At 71.7% G+C, this 16,664-nt stretch carries 16 protein-coding genes; 8 read left to right on the forward strand and 8 right to left on the reverse strand.

What is annotated here, in order from left to right; translation table 11 throughout:
* Positions 1–643 precede the first annotated feature (643 nt).
* The 4 genes from ACZ6W9_RS24990 (at position 644) to ACZ6W9_RS25005 (ending at position 5,220) form a co-directional block, all read left to right on the forward strand.
* Entirely contained in the window at positions 644–1,825 is a 1,182-nt protein-coding gene (locus tag ACZ6W9_RS24990; RefSeq protein WP_470119894.1) for a cytochrome P450, read from the forward strand.
* A 56-nt stretch (positions 1,826–1,881) separates the two neighbouring features.
* Complete coding sequence (locus ACZ6W9_RS24995; protein ID WP_470119895.1) at positions 1,882–3,015, forward strand: epoxide hydrolase family protein; 1,134 nt, start codon at positions 1,882–1,884, stop codon at positions 3,013–3,015.
* 472 nt (positions 3,016–3,487) lie between these two features.
* A complete protein-coding gene (locus ACZ6W9_RS25000; protein WP_389957375.1) occupies positions 3,488–4,045 on the forward strand; it encodes a DUF4365 domain-containing protein in 558 nt (185 codons plus the stop codon).
* Between the two features lie 152 nt (positions 4,046–4,197).
* Positions 4,198–5,220 carry a hypothetical protein gene (locus ACZ6W9_RS25005; RefSeq protein WP_389957372.1) on the forward strand — a complete coding sequence of 341 codons (1,023 nt, stop codon included), beginning with the start codon at positions 4,198–4,200 and terminating at the stop codon, positions 5,218–5,220.
* A gap of 277 nt (positions 5,221–5,497) precedes the next feature.
* Here ACZ6W9_RS25005 and ACZ6W9_RS25010 read toward each other — a convergent pair whose 3' ends face one another.
* The 3 genes from ACZ6W9_RS25010 to ACZ6W9_RS25020 are packed head-to-tail and all read right to left on the reverse strand — an operon-like array spanning position 5,498 to position 10,010.
* Positions 5,498–7,585: an ABC transporter ATP-binding protein gene (locus ACZ6W9_RS25010; RefSeq protein WP_470119898.1), complete on the reverse strand. Its 2,088-nt coding sequence runs from the start codon at positions 7,583–7,585 to the stop codon at positions 5,498–5,500.
* Entirely contained in the window at positions 7,582–9,315 is a 1,734-nt protein-coding gene (locus ACZ6W9_RS25015; protein ID WP_362945672.1) for an ABC transporter ATP-binding protein, read from the reverse strand. Before ACZ6W9_RS25015 ends, ACZ6W9_RS25010 begins: the two co-directional genes overlap by 4 nt.
* Positions 9,309–10,010, reverse strand: a complete 702-nt coding sequence (locus tag ACZ6W9_RS25020; protein ID WP_362945675.1) for a TetR/AcrR family transcriptional regulator — start codon at positions 10,008–10,010, stop codon at positions 9,309–9,311. Before ACZ6W9_RS25020 ends, ACZ6W9_RS25015 begins: the two co-directional genes overlap by 7 nt.
* 184 nt (positions 10,011–10,194) lie before the next feature.
* Here ACZ6W9_RS25020 and ACZ6W9_RS25025 point away from each other — a divergent pair, with 184 nt between their 5' ends.
* On the forward strand, positions 10,195–10,443 hold the full coding sequence (locus ACZ6W9_RS25025) for a hypothetical protein (protein WP_389957363.1): 249 nt from the start codon (positions 10,195–10,197) through the stop codon (positions 10,441–10,443).
* A gap of 4 nt (positions 10,444–10,447) precedes the next feature.
* Here the strand turns inward: ACZ6W9_RS25025 and ACZ6W9_RS25030 are convergent, their stop codons facing one another.
* Both ACZ6W9_RS25030 and ACZ6W9_RS25035 read right to left on the reverse strand, forming a co-directional pair.
* Positions 10,448–11,518, reverse strand: coding sequence for an NAD-dependent epimerase/dehydratase family protein (locus tag ACZ6W9_RS25030; protein ID WP_362945680.1), 1,071 nt, complete (start codon positions 11,516–11,518; stop codon positions 10,448–10,450).
* Positions 11,506–11,757 carry a hypothetical protein gene (locus tag ACZ6W9_RS25035; RefSeq protein ID WP_389957357.1) on the reverse strand — a complete coding sequence of 84 codons (252 nt, stop codon included), beginning with the start codon at positions 11,755–11,757 and terminating at the stop codon, positions 11,506–11,508. The genes ACZ6W9_RS25030 and ACZ6W9_RS25035 overlap by 13 nt, the downstream gene beginning before the upstream one ends.
* On the opposite strand from ACZ6W9_RS25035, the gene ACZ6W9_RS25040 reads away from it, so the two are divergent.
* The 3 genes from ACZ6W9_RS25040 to ACZ6W9_RS25050 all read left to right on the forward strand — a co-directional run bounded on the left by ACZ6W9_RS25040 (position 11,747) and on the right by ACZ6W9_RS25050 (position 14,319).
* Positions 11,747–12,172, forward strand: a complete 426-nt coding sequence (locus tag ACZ6W9_RS25040) for an STAS domain-containing protein (protein WP_389957354.1) — start codon at positions 11,747–11,749, stop codon at positions 12,170–12,172. The two genes, ACZ6W9_RS25035 and ACZ6W9_RS25040, sit on opposite strands and share 11 nt — an antisense overlap.
* Positions 12,169–13,107, forward strand: a complete 939-nt coding sequence (locus ACZ6W9_RS25045) for an anti-sigma factor RsbA family regulatory protein (RefSeq protein WP_470119902.1) — start codon at positions 12,169–12,171, stop codon at positions 13,105–13,107. Before ACZ6W9_RS25040 ends, ACZ6W9_RS25045 begins: the two co-directional genes overlap by 4 nt.
* A 417-nt stretch (positions 13,108–13,524) precedes the next feature.
* Positions 13,525–14,319, forward strand: a complete 795-nt coding sequence (locus tag ACZ6W9_RS25050) for a PP2C family protein-serine/threonine phosphatase (RefSeq protein WP_389957348.1) — start codon at positions 13,525–13,527, stop codon at positions 14,317–14,319.
* A gap of 26 nt (positions 14,320–14,345) precedes the next feature.
* On the opposite strand, the gene ACZ6W9_RS25055 is transcribed toward ACZ6W9_RS25050, so the two are convergent.
* From ACZ6W9_RS25055 to ACZ6W9_RS25065, 3 genes are all read right to left on the reverse strand, one after another.
* Positions 14,346–14,957: a class I SAM-dependent methyltransferase gene (locus tag ACZ6W9_RS25055; RefSeq protein ID WP_362945693.1), complete on the reverse strand. Its 612-nt coding sequence runs from the start codon at positions 14,955–14,957 to the stop codon at positions 14,346–14,348.
* A 139-nt stretch (positions 14,958–15,096) separates the two neighbouring features.
* Complete coding sequence (locus ACZ6W9_RS25060) at positions 15,097–15,873, reverse strand: TIGR04282 family arsenosugar biosynthesis glycosyltransferase (protein WP_470119905.1); 777 nt, start codon at positions 15,871–15,873, stop codon at positions 15,097–15,099.
* Entirely contained in the window at positions 15,870–16,643 is a 774-nt protein-coding gene (locus ACZ6W9_RS25065) for a glycosyltransferase family 2 protein (protein WP_389957340.1), read from the reverse strand. The genes ACZ6W9_RS25060 and ACZ6W9_RS25065 overlap by 4 nt, the downstream gene beginning before the upstream one ends.
* Positions 16,644–16,664 lie beyond the last annotated feature (21 nt).

The following is a 16,664-nucleotide window of genomic DNA, read 5'->3' on the forward strand; positions in this document are numbered from 1 at the left end:
GCCGGTCCGCGCGGCCCGCCCGGCGCCCCCGGACCACGAGCCCTGCCCGGTACGGCCGGCGCGCTCGGCGCGCTCGGCCCATGCGGCCCATGCGCCGCGCTCGGTCCGCGCGGCCCGCCCGGTGCGCTCGGACCACGCGCCCTGTCCGGCGCGACCGGTCCGTGTGATCCGTACGGCATGATCGGTTCGCGCGGCCCGTCGGGTCCGCTCGTATCCTCCGGCGTCCATGACATCCGCCTCCGGCACATGCTCGTGCGGTCACTCCCCGGCTCCTCAGGTCCCCTGGGACCTTTCAGGGCATCCCAGCTCGGACCGGTACGGAACCGCTCGGGTGATCATGCCATCGGTGAGGGCCCCTGTGTTGACGATTCGCGCATACGTCTCGCCCGATTCCGTCCGGCGCGGTGCGGCCGGCCGCTCGTGGGACCGGTCACAGGAGAGGGCCGACGGTCATGCGCGGCGGAGACCGGCGGGAGGAGATCCCCGAGGGAGCCTCGCATCCGGCACGAGGAGATCGGCACGAGGAGATCGCCACGGGAACCTGTCATCGGGAGATCGTCATGGTGAGACGGTGGGAGGCGGATCCCTCCCGTGGGGGAGGCGGGCGGCCGTACGGGGGCGGATCATGACGGCAGGAGGTCCCATGATGCGTGATTTCTCGTTGGACTGGCCGTCCCCCCTCGACCCGCCCGCGCTGCTCTCCGAACTGGACGCGGAGAAGCCGGTGTTCCGGGTCCGCATGCCGTCGGGGGACACGGGCTATCTCGTGACCCGCTACGACGACGTCGTCAGGGTGCTGTCGGACCCGGTGTTCAGCCGGGCCTGGATGTTCCGCCCGGGGGCGCCGCGATACTCCGACCGGCCGATCGGCCTGCCGGACAGCCTGCTCAACCTCGACCCCCCCGAGCACGGACGGCTGCGCCGGGCCGTGTCGCGGGCGTTCACGCCGCGGCGGGTCGAGGCGATGCGGGCCGGGGTCGAGGAGGTCGCCGAGGACCTGCTCGACCGGATGGAGGCGGCGGGCGGGCCCACCGACCTGGTCGAGGCGTTCTGCGCGCCGTTGCCGGTCTCGGTGATCTGCCGGCTGTTCGGCGTGCCCGAGGCGGACCGGCCGGCGCTGCGGAAGTGGATCGAGACCGCGCTCTCGCTGACGGCGCACTCCGCGGAGGAGAGTTTCGACGCGCTCATGCGGTTGCACGGCTACTTCACCGACCTGGGCGCCGCCAGGCGCGCGGAGCCGGGGGACGACCTGCTCAGCACGCTCATCACCGCCCCCGACCGGCGGGACGAGCTGACGGACGCCGAACTGGTGGGCGTGGCGGGCACGATCATCGGCGCGGGGTTCGAGACCACCGTCCACCAGCTCGCGATCAGCGCGTACGTGCTGCTGCGCGACCCGGAGCGGTACGCCGGGCTGCGCCGCGAGCCCGGCGGCGTGCCCGCCGCGGTCGAGGAGCTGCTGCGCATGACTCCGGCGGTCCACGGCACCGCGCGGATCGCCACCGAGGACGTGGAGGTCGGCGGGGAACGCGTCCCGGCGGGCTCCATGGTCCTGGCCTGGACCGCCGCCGCCAACCGGGACCCGGGCGCCTTCTCCGGCGCGACCGCCCTGGACCTCGGGCGGTCCCGCAACGACCACCTCACCTTCGGTCACGGGCCGCACTTCTGCCTGGGCGCAGGGCTCGCCCGGGTGGAGTTGCGGGCCGGCCTTGCGGCGCTCCTGCGCCGGTTCCCGGACCTGCGCCTGGCCGCGGACCCGGCGGAGCTGCGCTGGCGCAGCGGCATGGTCGCCTTCGGCCCGCACGAGTTGCCGGTGCGCTGGTGACCGGACCGGCCGATCGCGGAAGCCGTTCTTCCGCGATCGGTCGTACCGTTCCCGATATGAACGACGACCGCGAGATCCGTCCCTTCCGCATCGACATCCCCCAAGCCGACCTGGACGACCTGCGCGACCGGCTCGGCCGTACCCGCTGGCCCGACGAGCTGCCCGGCGTGGGCTGGTCGTACGGCGTGCCGTCCGGCCGGCTGCGAGAGCTGACCGAGTACTGGAGGACGGGCTACGACTGGCGACGGCACGAGGCGAGACTGAACGCGTTCCCGCAGTACACCACGACCATCGACGGGCAGAACGTGCACTTCCTGCACGTGCGCTCGCCGGAGCCGGACGCGTTCCCGCTGATCCTCACGCACGGCTGGCCGGGCTCGGGCGCCGATTTCCTGAAGGTGGCCGGGCCGCTCGCCGACCCCCGCGCGCACGGCGGCGACCCGGCGGACGCCTTCCACCTCGTCATCCCGTCTCTCCCCGGATACGGGTTCTCCGGGCCGACGACGGAGACCGGGTGGGACGTGCCGCGGATCGCGCGGGCCTGGGCGGAGCTGATGAGCCGCCTCGGCTACGAACGCTACGGCGCCCAGGGCGGCGACTGGGGCGCGCGGATCTCCCCCGAACTGGCCAGGATCGACGCCGGCCACGTCGCCGGGCTGCACATGAACTCCTTCACGGCCTTCCCGCGCGACCCCGCCGAGGCCGAGAAGCTGGACGAGGCGGAGAAGAAGCGGCTGGCGGGGATCAGCCGGTGGAGAGAGGAGCGGTCCGGATACGCGGAGATCCACTCCACCCGGCCGCAGACGATCGCCTACGCCCTCGTCGACTCGCCGGTCGGCCTGCTCGCCTGGAACACCGAGTGGTTCGACGACTACGGGCACGGCGCCGGCGCGATGGACACCGACGACATCCTCACCAACGTGACATTGACCTGGCTGACCGGCACCGCCGGGTCCGCGGGCCGCCTCTACCGGGAGGCCGCCGCGTCGTGGGGACGGGAGGTGGAGTTCTGCCCGGTGCCGACCGGCCTGGCGGTGTTCCCGGGCGACTCGACCGTCCGGTCGTTCGCCGAGCGGGAGCACCGGGTCGTGCACTGGTCGGAGTTCGACCGCGGCGGCCACTTCGCCGCGCTGCAGGCGCCGGACCTGCTGACGGGTGACGTCCGGGAGTTCTTCCGCCAGGTCCGCTGAGCCGTACCGGGCAGGCGGTGGGCCACCGTAGTGAGGACGGCAAGCATGACCCGCTCTTCGTGATCGAACGGGGAACCTGGCGGGCCAGAGTGGTACAACGGCAGGCTCGCGGACGGGGTGGACCGTCCGGTGCCGTCACCGCCTACCGGGAGGGCGGCTGGATCGATGAGTGGTCGCCAGTCCTGTCCGGGTCCTTGTGAGTACCGGGCCCAGCGCCCGATGGAGAGGTCCTTACGGCCGACGCTTCCAAAAGCGCCGAACAGTGTTTGGAGTGCACCCTTTCATCTACAAAGCAACTTTTATCGGTTAGTGTCTCTGGTGTCACCTTTGGGGTAGATGCAGAAAAATTCTGCGCTGTTTCCATGGGTGGCCATGGGTGTCGTTATGAAAGATATATTTTTTTCCGACCAGCGCTATGTGACCTTTTCGTACCCTCGTACAGAAGGATTTCAGGGGTGTCCAGGGAATCGGGGTGTCGGTGGTCGCCGGGCGAGGGCGGGAGCAGAACAACCTGCAGGGTGATTTCGGGGAGGCGTGGCTTGAAGTCGTCGCCGCGGGCTGTGGTTTCCTCCATGGGCGACCCGCGACCCTGGATCTCCAGAAAGCCGACGTCCAGCTTTTCCATCGCGGTGCCGAGCGGGGATCGTACAATCCGGCCGTGCTGGTGCAGGTCAAGACCACGGTCGATCTCCGCAGGCTGGACAACGGTGACTACAGTTACGACCTGGACATCGATACCTATGACGTGCTAAGACGAAATGATCATGTGATCCGGCGGATACTTGCCGTCATCGGCGTATCGAAGGACGGTGAGAACGTGCGGTTGCACACGGATGGAACGCTTCTCCTGGGGCATGGAGCATGGATCTCACTTGAGGGGTTTCCCCCCTCCGAAAACGCTAAGACTCAGGCGATCCGCCTCCCTGCTGCCCATACCCTGGACCGCGGTGGTCTGCGTCTGATGCTGAGCACCTACGGAGTCCGTAGGTCCACTCCCGTACCGAGCGTGGACGCATGGGAAGCGTCGTGACCTACGCGGGTGGTCCCCCTGAGGGCGGGAGTCCTGCCGCTCCCTCACTGTCCTCATTCGTCGGCTACCTGCGAGGCGCCGGGTGGACCCTTGCCGACGACGACGGCCGAACCACGCTGTGGCGTCCAGGATCACCCGATTCGGAGGCGGGCATGCAGGTCATCCTCCCGGTGAGCCAGGAGGTCCGCGATTACGCGGATCGCATCCACGAGGCTCTGCGGACATTGGCCTACGTGGAGCGACGTCTCCCGCAGGAGATCTCGGCGGATATGAGCTTCGGTGGCGCCGACAACGTCTCCGTACGGTTGAGTCCCAATGCTCCGCCTGGGGAGGCGCCCCTCTCCGTTGCACATTCTGCGATCTCCGCATTGCGAAATTATGTGCTCGCCTCGGCGACGGCTCTGGACGTCGATTCCCTGGTTCTGCCGTCTCGGCGTCCGCAGCGGGTCGAGTCCTATGCGGCTCAGGCCAGGATCTCCACGCAGCCGGGAAGCTTCATCCTGTCCTTGGCCCTTCCGTTGGAAGACGCCTATATGGAAGCCCCGGTGGCATCGACGGCCGGTCAGGATCCCCTGCTGAACATCCGTCCTCTGCCCTTCGGTCGCCGGGTGACGAGCAGAATGCTCGCCGCTGCGAGAAGAGCTCAGCGCCTCGCAAAAGAAGTGGGCGATGGAGAAAGGCCGCTTGCCTCATTCGGAGAGCCGGTGCAGAGCGCCCCCAACGCGACCGAACTGGAGGCGTTGAGCTCCTTGGGAGGTCCGGATCACGAGGTGTATCAGATCCGTTTCTCGCAGTCTCCGCTGGCACCGGGATCCCATGAGCCCACACGACTGAGAATCACTCCCGGCGAGCAGAGAATCCTGGGAGAGGCCGCGGAGTTCCTGCGAACGAGACAGCCGAGAGTAGGTGTCACGGTTTCCGGACTGGTGGTGCGCCTTTTCCGGGAGAGAAAGGCCGGAAAGGGCGAGGTGGTCGTACAGGGTGTCGGCGACGACACAGCCAACGCACGAAGATTCCGCGTCGAGCTGGACGAGTCCGACTACAGACTGGCGGTGCGGGCACACGAGACCGGTCTTCAGGTCACCGTGACCGGTGACCTCGACGTTCGTGGCACGCGCCGCTCACTGCGTCGCCTGACCTCCTTCTCTGTGCTGCCGGGAATCGAAGACGACTAGAAACGGCCGGCCGCATGCTTCCGGCTGTGATCGGGCCGACCGTCGTGTGGTGGCGCACTGCGGAAGGCCGCGGTGGAGAGCCGCGGCCCGGTGAAGGCGCTTCACGATCGGCAGAGCCATTTCGGGAACGGAACGGAAGACGGCCCGCCCACCGAGGCGCGAGTGCCGATGCCCCGCCGGGAGTCCCTCGTGGCAGGGCATCGGCGTCTGTGACCGGAGCGAGCAGCCGAGTCCTCCCGGAGGTCATCCCGGGAGGACTCGGTCGGTCACAGGCCGCTCAGCCGACGGCGGCCTCCTCCTCGTCCGGGATCGCCGCGCCGGTGAACTGGGCGGAGTACAGCCGGTGGTAGGCGCCCCGCGCGGCGAGCAGCTCGGCGTGCGGGCCGTGCTCGACGATGCGGCCCTCCTCCATCACCAGGATGAGGTCCGCGTCGCGGATGGTGGACAGCCGGTGGGCGATGACGAAGCTGGTCCGGTCGGCGCGCAGCGCGGCCATCGCCTGCTGCACCAGCAGCTCGGTGCGGGTGTCGACCGAGCTGGTCGCCTCGTCGAGGATCAGCAGGGACGGTTCGGAGAGGAAGGCGCGGGCGATGGTGATCAGCTGCTTCTCACCGGCGCTGATGTTGCCGCCCTCCTCGTCGATGACGGTGTCGTAGCCGTCCGGCAGGGTGCGCACGAACCGGTCGACGAACGCGGCCCGCGCGGCGGCGAGGATCCGCTCCTCGGTGGCCGAGGGGTCGCCGTAGGCGATGTTGTCCCGGATGGTGCCGCCGAACAGCCACGTGTCCTGCAGGACCATGCCGATCCGCGAACGCAGGTCCTCACGGCGCATCGCGGTGACGTCGACGCCGTCGAGGGTGATGCGCCCGCCGTCCAGCTCGTAGAAGCGCATGATGAGGTTGACCAGGGTGGTCTTGCCCGCGCCGGTCGGGCCGACGATCGCGACGGTCTGCCCGGGTTCGGCGACCAGCGACAGGTCCTCGATGAGGGGCCGGTCGGGGTCGTAGCGGAAGGACACGTGCTCGAACTCGACCCGGCCGCGCCGGACCCCGGGCAGGGCGGGCTCGGCCGGGTCGGGGGTCTGCTCGTCGGCGTCGAGCAGCTCGAAGACCCGCTCGGCCGACGCCACCCCCGACTGCAGGAGGTTGGCCATCGAGGCGACCTGGGTCAGTGGCTGGGTGAACTGCCGGGAGTACTGGATGAACGCCTGCACGTCGCCCAGGCTCATCGAGCCGGTGGCCACCCGCACGCCGCCGACGACGGCGATCGCGACGTAGTTGAGGTTCCCGATGAACATCATCGCCGGCATGATGATCCCGGAGATGAACTGGGCGCCGAAGCTCGCCTTGAACAGCTCCTCGTTGCGCTCCCGGAAGACCTCCTCGACCTCCGGCTGCCGCCCGAAGACCTTCACCAGCTCGTGACCGGTGAACGCCTCCTCGATGTGGGCGTTCAGCGAGCCGGTGTGGGCCCACTGGGCGACGAACAGCTTCTGCGAACGCTTGGCGACCTGCCCGGTGACGACCGTCGACAGCGGGATGGTCACCAGCGCGATCAGCGCGAGCAGCGGTGAGATCACGAACATCATCGCCAGCACGCCGACCACGGTCAGCAGGGACGTCAGCAGCTGGCTCAGCGTCTGCTGCAGGGTCTGCGAGACGTTGTCGATGTCGTTGGTGACGCGGCTGAGCAGCTCGCCGCGCGGCTGGGCGTCGAAGAACCGCAGGGGAAGCCGGTTCAGCTTGTCCTCGACGTCGGACCGCAGCCGGAACACGGTGCGCTGCACCACGTCGTTGAGGAGGTGGCCCTGCAGCCAGGCGAACGCCGACGCCGCGAGGTAGAGGGCCAGCGCCCAGACCAGGACCGTGCCGAGCGCGGCGAAGTCGATGCCGCGGCCGGGGACGACGTCCATCTTCGCGAGCAGCGCGGCGAAGTCGCCGTGACCGGACGCGCGGGCCGCCTCGGCGGCCTGCTGGACGGTCGTCCCGGCGGGCAGCCGGCCGCCGATGACGCCGCTGAAGATGAGGTCGGTGGCGCGGCCGAGGATCTTCGGGCCGATGACGGAGAACACCACACTGGCCACGGCGAGCAGGATCACCGCGATGATCCGGGGTCGCTCGGGGGCCAGACGCCGGACCAGCCGCCGCGCGGACGGCCCGAAGTCCATCGACTTCTCGGCGGGCATCCCGCCGAACGGGCCGCGCCCGAAGGGCCCGCCGCCCATCGGGGGGCGGGGACGGGCGGCCGCGGGAGAGGCGGCCGCGGCCGCGGCGGGGGCCGCCGGGGTCGCCGAGGCGGCGGCGGGAGCGGCTCCCGGCGGGGCCGGCGCGGCCGGGGAGGCGGGGGACACGGACCGGTTGCTCATGCAGGGCTCTCCACGGCTCGCTGGGACTCGACGATCTCGACGTATGTCGGGCAGGAGGCCAGCAGCTCCTCGTGGGTGCCGATGCCGGCGATCACGCCGTCGTCGAGGACGACGATCTGGTCGGCGTCGGCGACGGTGGAGATGCGCTGGGCGACGATGACGACGGCCGCGTCCGCGGTGCGCGGACGCAGGGCCGCGCGCAGCCGGGCGTCGGTGGCCAGATCGAGGGCCGAGAACGAGTCGTCGAACAGGTAGATCTCCGGCTGCCGGACAAGCGCCCTGGCGATGGCGAGGCGCTGCCGCTGCCCGCCGGAGACGTTCGTGCCGCCCTGGGCGACGGGGGCGTCGAGGCCCTCGGGCATCGCCTCGACGAAGTCGCGCGCCTGGGCGACCTCCAGGGCGTCCCACAGCTCCTCGTCGGTGGCGTCGGGGTTGCCGTACCGGAGGTTGCTCGCGATGGTGCCGGTGAACAGGTACGGCTTCTGCGGCACCAGGCCGATACGCCGCCAGAGGACCTGTGGGTCGAGGTCGCGCACGTCGACGCCGTCGACCGACACCGTGCCGGAGGTGGCGTCGAAGAGCCGGGGGACCAGCGACAGCAGGGTCGTCTTGCCCGAGCCGGTGCTGCCGATGACGGCGAGGGTGCGGCCGGCCTCGACGCGGAAGGAGATGCCGGACAGCACCGGGGACGCGGCGCCTGGGTAGCGGAACCCGACGTCGTGCATCTCCAGCTCGCCGTGGCCGCGCACCTGCCGTACCGGGTCGGCGGGCGGGACGACCGAGGACTCGGTGTCCAGCACCTCGGCGATGCGCTCGGCGCAGACCGAGGCGCGCGGGATCATCATCGAGATGAATGTGGCCATCATCATCGAGGTCAGGATCTGCATCAGGTACATCAGGAACGCGGTCAGCTCGCCGACCTGCATCTCGCCGGTGTCCACCCGCGCGGCGCCGAACCACAGCACGGCGACGCTGGAGGCGTTGAGGATCAGCATCACGGTCGGGAAGATGAGCGCGGTCAGCCGCCCGACGCGCAGCGCGGTGGCGGTCAGCGCCTCGTTGGCCCCGGCGAACCGCCGGGTCTCCTCCCGCTCGCGCACGAAGGCGCGCACGACGCGGATGCCGGTGAGCTGCTCGCGCAGCACCTGGTTGACCGTGTCGATGCGGTCCTGCATGGCGCGGAACTGGGGGACCATCCGGGAGATGATCAGCCCGATCGACACCAGCAGGGCCGGGACGCACACCAGCATGAGCCACGACAGGCCGATGTCCTGGCGCAGCGCCATGACGATGCCGCCGACGCCCATGATCGGCGCGGCGACCAGCATCGTGCAGGACATCACCACGAGCATCTGGACCTGCTGCACGTCGTTGGTGCTGCGGGTGATCAACGACGGCGCGCCGAACTGGGAGACCTCCCGGGCGGAGAACGAACCCACCCGGTGGAAGACGGCCGCGCGGACGTCGCGGCCGAAGCCCATCGCCGAGCGGGAGCCGTAGTAGACCGCCGCGATGGAGCAGGCGATCTGCACGAGGGAGACGGCCAGCATCCAGCCGCCGGTGGTGAGGATGTAGCCGGTGTCGCCGGTGGCGACGCCCCGGTCGATGATGTCGGCGTTCAGGCTCGGCAGGTAGAGCGAGGCGATGGTGCCGAGGAGTTGCAGCGCCACGACGGCGGCCAGGGAACCGGTGTAGGGGCGGAGATGGGTGCGGAGCAGCCGGATCAGCACGGGCCCTCCCCGGTGGAGGCGTAGTCCGGGGCCGCACTCGGCGCGGCGCCGACGGCGTGGCGCGCGGTCTCGCCGGCGTCGCCCGTTCCCGCCGGGCGGGCGGCGTGCTCCGGGACGAGGACGCCGTGCAGGAGCAGGTGGGCTATCTCCTCGGGCGGCAGCGGGTCGCCCTCGGTGAGCAGGGGATGGCTGCACGCGACGGTCAGCAGCTGCAGCCGCCGCGCCGTCTCGTACGGCTCGTGGCGCAGCAGGACGCGGTCGGGAGAGATCAGGTCGGCGAGCGCCCGCTGGACGGTGACGCCCTCCTCGGTACAGGCCTGGCGGTGGTGGTGGGCGGCGGCCGGGCCCGCCGCCCCCAGCGCGTCGGCCAGCCGGAAGATGCGTGCCGCACGGCGCTGCAGGACCCGGATCGCCGCGGCGAGCCGGGCCTCCAGCGGGGAGGAGCGGTCGATGGCGTCGAGATCGCGCACCAGTGGGGCGGGGTCGAAGGCGCTGGCCACGGCGGCGTCGACGAGCTCGTCCTTGGTGGTGAAGACCCGGAAGATCGTGCCCTCGGCCACGCCGGCCGCCTGGGCGATCTGCCGGGTGTTCACCCCGGGGCCGTGGTCGAGGATCAGGGAGAGGGTGGACTCGATGAGGGAGGCTCGCCGTTCCTCGGGAGGGAGGGGCGCGGCGCGCTGTGAGGAGGAGATCACGCGGCCACCATAGCGAATGAGTGAGTGACTCACTCACTCATTTTCCGAACTCCTATCGGTGATCTCTTACGGCGAACGGCGAACGCCGGGGGTCGTGAGCCGGATGCGGCGGCTTGACCCGAACGGTCGTTAGGCGGGGGAGAAGCCCGGGTACGGCCAGGTCACCGGCGAGGGGAGGTGGCTCATGGCGCTCGTCGACCGCGAGTGCGTCCGGCAGCTGCTGGAGGCCGAGGACCCCGACACGGCCCTGGTGTTCGTCCGCGGCGAGTGCCTGGTCCTCGTGAGCGGGCAGATCGACGACGACCACCGGCCGCTGGTCGTCGCGCGCCGCCGGGACCTGCCGGAGTCGCTCTCCGGCGACACCGTCACCGGAGAGCAGCTCGACGCCCTGGCGAACTGCCTGGACAACGCCGCCCGCGACCTGGGCGAGTGAGGGGTCAGGAACGCGAACGCCACCTGGCCAGCAGCTCCGCCTCCCGCTCGGGGGTGATCTCGTTGCCCGTGGCGTACCCCGCCTCGGACTCGCGGATCTCGCGCACCGACCTGGCCAGGGGGCGGGGCGCCAGCCCGGCGGCGTTGGCGGCGGCCGGGTCGGCCGTGTTGAGCGCGCCCCGGTCACCGCCGCCCGACCACAGCGGCAGCGACCGGCCGTTCTCGCCCTCGGCCAGCAGGAAATCCTCCCCGACCCAGGTCAGCGTGGTACCGGGCGGGGCGACCTCGTCCGCGATCGCCTGGAGCATGTCGCCGAAGGTGAACGGCGGAGCCGGGCTGACCGCGTGGAAGACGCCCGTGCCGTCCAGCGGGTCCGTTCCGGCGGCCTGCCCCTCCTCCCCGGCGGCGGTCCTGGGAGCGGTCCCGGTGGCGGCTCCGGCGGCGGCCCGGGCGGCGGCGGCCCGCTCGGCCATCGAGATGATCCAGGCGGCCATGTCGCGCCCGTCGATCACCTGGATCGGGTCGGAGGGGTCGCCCGGGGCCAGGACCTCGCCGCCGCGGGCGATCCGGTTCACCCAGTAGGTGAACCGGCCGGTGTGGTCGTGGGGGCCGATGACGTACGTCGGGCGGACGATCAGCGTGGCCGGGCCGAACAGCTCGATCGCGGCCCGCTCGCACAGCACCTTCAGCGGGCCGTACGACGCGGGGGTCACCTCCTCCGAGGTCAGGCCGTCGGTCTCGGCCAGCGGCGCGTCCTCGGCGTATCCGGGCGCCTTCGGCGCGGCGTATACCGCGCAGGTCGAGACGAAGACGTACTGGCCGGTGGTCAGGACCGACGCGAGGGATTCGACCTGCGACGGCGCGTACGCGGTGACGTCGATCGTGACGTCCCACCCGCGGTCCCGCAGGAGCGACAGGTCACCGTCGCGGTCGGCGACGAGGTGCTCGGCCTCGGGGAAGAGGTCCGCTCCGGTCCTGCCGCGATGCAGAAGGGAGACCTCGTGCCCGGCCGAGATCGCGGCCTCGGTGATGTGCCGGCCGACGAACCGGGTTCCGCCGATGATCAGAATTCGCATGCGTCCCATCTTTTCGCATAGGGGAAATCGTTCGCATAGCGGGCAGCGGGCTGGGTAATCATCGGTATGGCCTGCAGCTCCTCCCCGATACCGCTGAAAAGGATCATTTGTTCGCCCATGCTGGAGGGGCCGCCGGTGGCGAAGAGGGACGAAGCGGGATCGATCCATTTCGGTGACACTCCGCGTTCCAGCCCTTCGACCTCATACCGGATAGCGGGTACGTTGGAGGTGCCCATCATCAACCTCAGGGTGGTCATCATGTCGATCTGGCCGGGTGCGAGACCGCGTGGACAACCCCCATCCGGTGGAGCCGTCCTTCCTCCGCACGACGCACGTGAGCAGTCCTTCCACGGGCTGCGGATCAGCGTGCTCACCGCGCCGATCCGCCTGAAGGTGAGCGGTGAGATCGACCGGACGACCAGGGAACCCTGGGCGGACGCCCTGGGCGGCCTGACCCTCGGCGGCGACGACATGCACCTCGACCTCTCCGAGCTGACGTTCATCGACGTCCGGGGAGTCTGGCTGCTGACGGAGGCCGCCCGCAGCCTTCCTTCGGGGAAGAAGGTGTACCTGCATCACTCCCCCTACTGCCTGCGATCCGTACTCACCCTGATCGGGCCGGACCCCTCCCCGATCCAAGTGGAGACCCCATGAGCACCACCACCGCGACGACCGAGGCGGACCCGTTCGTCCACCCGGCGTTGTTCTACCGGGGCAGCGGGCAGTATCTCCAGGGGACCGTGCCGTTCGTGCTCGGGGGCCTGGAGGCGGGCGAGCCCGTCGCGGTGGCCGTGCCGGAGCGGAACCTCCGGCTGATCCGCGACGAGCTGGGCGAGTCGGCCTCCCAGGTGCGTCTCATCGACATGAACGAGGCCGGCCGCAACCCCGGGCGCATCATCCCCGCCATCCTGACCGCCTTCGCCGACCTTCACCCCGGCCGCCGCGTGCGCATCATCGGCGAGCCGATCTGGGCGGGGCGGTCCGCCGCGGAGTATCCCGCGTGCGTCCAGCACGAGGCGCTGATCAACCTCGCCTTCGTGGGCCGGGACGTGACCATCCTGTGCCCGTACGACCTCGACGGGCTCGATCCCGAGGTCATCCGCGACGCCGGGATGACCCATCCCGCCATCATGGACGCCTCCGGGCTGCGCATCAGCGAGGAGTACGCGCCCGAGTACGCCGTACAGGCGTACAACCGGCCGCTGCCCGCTCCCGGGAACGCCGCCGAACTCGCCTTCGACGAGACCGGCCTGTCCGGGGTGCGGGCCTTCGCCGTCGAGCACGCCTCCCGCATGGGGCTCTCCGGGACGCGCCTCCAGGACCTCAGACTGATCGCCAGCGAGCTCGCCTCCAACAGCCTCGACCACGGCGGAGGATCGGGGACCCTGCGCCTCTGGTCCGAGGACGGCCGGGCGGTCGTCGAGGTCAGCGACACCGGTCACATCGTCGACCTCCTCGCGGGCCGCAGACCCGCCGCCGCCAGGCAGCAGGGCTCCCGCGGCCTGCTCATGACCAACCTGCTCAGCGACCTCGTTCGCATCCGCACCGGCGCGGACGGCACCACCGTCCGCGCGTACTTCACCGTCTGACATCCCTGTGCGGGCCTCGCCGCCGCCCGGATCGTTCCGGGCCGACGCCTGACCGTATGGAAGGACGCCACCCTGAAATCCGTCAACGAACGCCGCCTGCTGCTCCCCGGCGGGCCGGACGTCATCGAAACGGCCCCCGGGGCCGGACCGGCCACGACGGCCGAGCCGGTCTCCAGGGCCGCAACGGCCGATCCGGTTCCCAAGGCCGCAACGGCCGATCCGGTCTCCAGGGCCGCAACGGCCGCCGGGAGCGAGCCGGGCTCCAAGGCCCGGCCGGTCGCCGACGCCGCGCCGGCCCCTGAGCCCGCCGGAGCCGCCCAGGCGGGAGAACCCGCCGCCGGGCCGTCCGGAGGCGGGGACGGCGGCGCCTGGCGGGCGAAGGAGAACCAGCTCACCGCCAGTCTCCACGAACTCATCATGCCCGCCTCCGACGAGCCCCGGGTCCTGCCCGGAATGCGGGTGGCCGCCCGCTACCAGCCCGCCGTCGCCGAGGCGTACCTGGGCGGCGACTGGTACCAGGCGATCCCCCTGGACGACGGCGAGGTGCTGCTCGCCGTGGGAGACGTGGCCGGTCACGGGCTGCCCGCGGCCTCGGCCATGGCGAAACTGCGCCACGCGATCACCGGCCTGGCCTTCGCCGGCCACGACCCGGCGGAGATCCTCGGCGTGCTGAACCGCATGCTGTGCAGGCTGCGCCCCGACGTGCTCGCGACCGCGCTCGTGGCCCGCTACCGCCCGGCCGACCGGACCCTGCGCTGGACCCACGCCGGCCACCCCCCGATGCTCCTCGCCCGGGGCACCCGGGTGGAGCGCCTGCTGCACCCGGGCGTCCTGCTCGGCGTCTCGGAGGACGCCGCCTACACCTGCGGATCCGTACGGCTGCACCCCGACGACCTGCTGGTGATGTTCACCGACGGGCTCATCGAGAAGCGCGGCGGCGACCTGTACGAGGGCCTGGACATGCTGAGCCGCGCGGTGGCCGGCGTGATCGGCCCGGCTCCGGCGGCCTCGTCACCGCTCCCGCCGGCGCTTCCGTCCGCGGTCGCCGCGCTCCTCCCGCCCGTGGTCCCGGCCCTCGGCGCGACGCCGCCCCCGGCCACGCCGCGGGTTTTCCGCGACCGGCTCACGGCCGTCATGGACGCCATGGTGCCCAGCAACGAGGCCGACGACACGTGCGTCCTGATCGCCCAGGTGACCGGCGACCCGGCGTAGCCCCGGAGAGAACGGCGGGCGTCGTGTCAGCGGAGGCTCGCGAACCACCGTCCCGCCTCCTTCCACGCCTCCACGCGGGTGAAGCCGGTGCGCCCGGCCAGGGAGCCCAGGTCGGACACGGAGACGGTGGCCCACGCGAACCACGTGCCGGTGAGCTCGCGTCCGCGCAGCCGTACCCGCTCGACCCGGCCCGCCGTACCGGGTGGCCGGACCTCGGCGATCACCTCGCCGCCCGGCCTGATCAGTTCGCGGACCCTGCGGAGCAGGGCGTCCGGGTCGCCGCCGATGCCGATGTTGCCGTCGGCCAGCAACGCGGTCGCCCAGCGGCCCGCTCCGGGCAGCGGCTCGAAGACGTTCCGGCAGATCGCCCGGCCGCCCGCGCGCCGGGTGAGGTGGACGGCGTAGGGGGTGACATCGACGCCCAGGGCCGCGATCCCGCGCCGGGCGAGCGCGACGGTGAGCCGCCCCGGCCCGGAACCGACGTCCAGGGTCGGGCCGTGGCAGCGGGACAGCATCGCCTCGTCGCCGTCGATGGGGGCGAGCCAGCGGGTGGCGTCGAGCGGCGCGGTACGGCCGTCGGCGTACTCCACCTCCACCTCGGCCCCGGCCAGCGACCGTTCGTAGAGCCCTCCGATCACCGTGACCCTCCGATCGCCGGGCCGTTCCCGTGCGGAACCGGGCCAGGGCCGCGGGTCATCGGGTCGTTGCCGTGCGGAACCGGGCCGGGGCCGCGGGTCATCGGGTCGTTGCCGTGCGGAACACGGCCGGGGCGACGGGTCATCGGGTCGCTCCCACACGGATTCCGGCCAGGGCGGCGGCGAAGCGGGACGACGGGGCCTCCGCCGCCACGGCCGCCGCGTCCTCCGCGGTGTCCACGTCCCGCAACGAGGGCAGCAGACCCACCGAAAGCCCCGCCGCCCGCAGCCGCCGCAACTGCTCGGCTCCGGTGACGGGCAGGGACATCGGGACGCCGAGCAGCAACGCGGGGTCGGGCCTGCGCAGGCCGAGCAGCCAGAACCCGCCGTCGGCCGCCGCGCCGAACACCGCGTCACACCTGACCAGCTCATCCATCGCCGACATCAGGAGCGACGAGGTGACCTGCGGGGTGTCCATGCCGATGAGGACGACGGGCTCCGGGTGAGCGCGGTGGGCGTCGTCGAAGGCGGCCGCCAGCCGTTCGTCCAGCCCGTCGCCCCGCTGCGGCAGCACGGTGAACCCCGGCGGCAGCCACGGCCCGGTACGGCCCCGCAGCGCGAGCACCCGGTGACGCACCGGGACGCGTGCCACCGCGTCCAGAGTGTCCGCGAGGGCGGCGGAGGCCAGGGCGGCGGCCTCCGCCGGGGTGAACGGCGGGGTGAGCCTGGTCTTCACCCGGCCGGGCAGCGGTTCCTTGGCGATGACGACGATCTGACCTCCGCCCCCGTTGGGGATCGCATCGTCCGGCACGCCGTTCCACCGAGGGCTCGCGTCCCGCCGCACGCCGTTCCGCCCGGGGTCCGCCTCCTGCCGCGCGTCGTTCCGCCCGGGGTCCGCGTCGTTCCGCCCGGGGTTCACGCCCCTTCCCCCGCCCCGCTCGCCACCTTCCGCGCGGCCTCCTCCGAAGCCGGGGACGCGCCCTGCTTCCGTACCAGGGCCACGACCCTGACCGGCCCGTCGTCCCGGGCGTCGTGCGCGTCGCCGCGCAGGACCTTCCGCATGTCGGCGACCGCACGCGCCGTACCGCGCACCGTGCCGGTCACCTTGGACCGCCCGGTGCGGGGCAGGTAGTCCACCCCCGTCTCGCTGATCCGCCAGCCCTGGTCCGCCGCCCGCAGGACCATCTCCAGCGGGTAACCGAAACGGCGGTCGGTCAGCCCGAGCCCCAGCAGGTCGGCACGCCGGCAGGCCCGCATCGGGCCGATGTCGCGCAGCCGGACGCCGGTACGGCGTGCCAGCCGCCACCCCAGGAAGGCGTTGCCCAGCCGCGCGTGCAGCGGCCAGGCGGCCCCCGGACCCGGAACCCGCCTGCCGAGCACCAGTTCGGCGTCGCCCGAGACGACGGGCCCGGCCACCCTCGGCAGCTGGCGGGGATCCAGCGAGGCGTCGGCGTCCATGAAGCACACCACCTTGGCCGTGGCGGCCAGCAACCCGGCGTGACACGCCGCCCCGAAACCACGCCGAGGCTCGGTGACCACGAGCGCGCCCAGCTCGGCGGCGACCCGCGCTGACCCGTCGGTGGAGCCGTTGTCCACCACGATCGGGCGGTAGCCGTACGGCATGCGCTCCAGCACCCAGGGCAGGGCCGCCGCCTCGTTCAGGCAGGGGAGCACCACATCGATCTTCATGCCTGCGACGTTAGGTCCGCC

Source organism: Streptosporangium sp. NPDC053982 (assembly GCF_055585205.1).